The organism is Citrobacter sp. CtB7.12 (assembly GCF_001297795.1).
GTDB lineage: Bacteria > Pseudomonadota > Gammaproteobacteria > Enterobacterales > Enterobacteriaceae > Citrobacter_A > Citrobacter_A amalonaticus.
In genome coordinates this window covers 1-2534 of sequence record NZ_LIFT01000049.1, presented here as the reverse complement: position 1 = coordinate 2534, position 2534 = coordinate 1, and the positions used below count along the sequence as shown (strand labels likewise).

Below are 2534 nucleotides of genomic sequence, written 5' to 3'. Positions count from 1 at the left end.
ATTTCACCCCTGCAATCGTCGAAGTACTAAGTCCGGGTATGCCCGTCGTTATTTTCTCCCCGTGTGTTTTCTCTTTCATATCAGCTTCCGGTCATCGTTCTCCGTCACAACCTGTTCCGCAAGGGTAAATGGCACGCGTTCCGCGCCCCTGCTGAACAGAACGACTCCGGAGTCACGAACCGTCAGGCGATACGAAGACGAAAACCCACTCAACTGACGGAGAAAATACCATGACGATGAACCTGTATACCCGGACAAGTACTTCTGACACCGCAGCGGCGACCGGCGTATCGTCGCCGGAGCGCTCAGGCTCCTCAAAAACGAAATTTTCATCAGACAAAACGGATATTTATCAGACGGTCACTGACAGCATCATTAAGGCGCTGGAGTCTGGTGTTAAGCCGTGGCAGTGTCCGTGGAAACGTAACGGCCTGGTCTCAGGCATTCCTTCAAACTACACCACACACGAAGCCTACAGCGGCATTAATATTATGCTGCTGTGGTTCAGTGCGGCAGAGCAGGGTTTTAAGGACTCCCGCTGGATGACATACAACCAGGCGAAATCAACGGGTGCTCAGGTCCGCAAGGGGGAGCGTGGCACAATGGCAGTCTTTTACAAAACGCTGGAGAAAGAGCGGGAAGACGGCGAAAAGGATTACATCCCGATGCTGAAACACTTCATCGTTTTTAACGCAGAGCAGATTGACGGCTTACCCCATGACGGCAGCGACGCACAGCCGGAACAGCCCGCAGAAGAGACCTTTAAGCCATTCACCCGGGCTGAAGCCCTCCTTGAGCGCAGTGGCGCAAAAATCACTGAACGCGGTCAGCAGGCATTTTTCAGACCCGCCACGGATGAGATTTACCTTCCTGAACGTCATTTATTCAGCCGTGCTGAAGATTTTTATGCAACCGGTCTGCATGAGCTGGTTCACTGGAGCGGTCACCCGTCCCGTTTAAACCGGGACATGAAAGGCCGCTTTGGCTCTGAAGGGTATGCAGCGGAAGAGTTAGTTGCGGAGCTGGGAAGCGCGTTTCTGATGGCGGATTTGGGCATTAATGGCGACGTGCAGCATGAAAACTACATTGCGTCATGGCTGATAAAACTACGTAATGATAAACGTTACATCTTCCGGGCTGCGAGTGCCGCATCAAAAGCACACCGCTACCTGATGGCGTTATGAGTCTGATACCCTGCAACGGATTGCGGGGTTTTGCTGTCAGAGTGGCGTTTTTACCACCGGCACGGGGATGCATATTCCCCGTGCTTTCATAAATGTACAAACAGTCTGGTGAGGGAGGTAAGGAAAATAACCGACGGGTTATTTTGCGTCTGGCGGCAACAGCGGCGTATCAGAAGACGGATACGCCGCTGTTGCCGGGGGAGAAGCGCCAGCTCTGCTGTTTTATATGCGCGAAGCGCATGGAGGCGACGGCACAATCCGGAAAACAGCCACCCGGCGACCATAGCCGGGAACTGAGGGGATGAAGGGAGCAGATACCCCCACGCGCTGCCGGACAGAATTTCGCGGGCAGTGTACCGGCAGGGCGCAGAGGAGGGCGGTGGCGGGCGCGAGGATATGTAGACGGGAGGCGGGTAAATATATGTAACGGCCATTATTATCCGTGCAGACTGATCTTTATCGGGCTGATGATTTTAATTTTATTCCTGAACGCTTTTTCGGTGAAATAAGGAATGAAAGATTTTTCTCATAAATAAGTATGGTGTCTTTTTTATATAGTACAGAATATTTTAATGTATGGTAATCATTCGCGTTCATTTTTTATAATGTTTTGATGTGCTCCTGATTTACTGAGATAAATGCACTAAGCATAAACCATCTGAAATGAGATATCCGTTTTTCTGCTGCTTCAGCACTGTGCGCTGAATTATTCTGGCGCGCTCTCTTTAGCCCGGAGGCGTCATCTGATGGCGGCACGGGATGGGGATTTCGCTTTGCCTCCATCTTATGCCGCTACCCTGTGCCGCCATAAAACACAGAACAGCGTGAGTGGCGGGGCCACTCATTCCCGCTGTCCGCGCTTTCCCGGTACCGCCGACCCGTGGTCGTCAGTTCCGTGAAACGCCCGTCCGGCGGACAATGGCGTGTTTCCTTCTGTCCTGGCTGGACGCCCTGACAACAGGAAACATGGGGGCAATGTCTTCGCTGAACGCTGCGTCAAAGCCCCCTGGGTCAACGGCGGCACACCGTCGCACGCTACGCGCGACCAGCCCCTTTAAGACGCCCGTTTTACCCGTTATTTTCCCGCCCGCGCGAAAATGCCGGAAACGTGGCTTTAAAGGGGCTGGTCTCGCCACGCCGGAATACCGGCTTAGCTGCGACGGTGTGCGGGGCTGTGCCCCCCACAAAAACCGCTGTCGTGGGCGACAGCTTTTCGCTCACTGGGGTGGCGAAATTTTTGCGGCTCCCCCCGGCCTGCTCAGTTCGCTTCGGGCGAACGTTCGCAGGTGGGCGCGGTGCCTGAAAATTAGCAGTTTCTCCGAAACTGAATTTTCTGTCCGCGCTCCACTT

The 2534-nt window shown here is 53.6% G+C and carries 3 protein-coding genes; 2 read left to right on the top strand and 1 reads right to left on the bottom strand.

Translation table 11 applies throughout. From position 1 onward, the window contains the following. The first annotated feature begins 230 nt into the window (after window positions 1-230). Entirely contained in the window at window positions 231-1184 is a 954-nt protein-coding gene (locus AOY24_RS23285; RefSeq protein WP_054177109.1) for an ArdC family protein, read from the top strand. A 92-nt stretch (window positions 1185-1276) separates the two neighbouring features. Next, the gene (locus AOY24_RS23280) at window positions 1277-1489 is read left to right on the top strand and encodes a hypothetical protein (protein WP_054177108.1); all 213 of its coding nucleotides are present in this window, start codon (window positions 1277-1279) and stop codon (window positions 1487-1489) included. Window positions 1490-2252: 763 nt separating this feature from the next. Here the strand turns inward: AOY24_RS23280 and AOY24_RS25525 are convergent. Further along, window positions 2253-2534 (bottom strand): hypothetical protein (locus tag AOY24_RS25525; protein ID WP_054177455.1); only part of this gene is annotated, 282 nt, incomplete at its 5' end.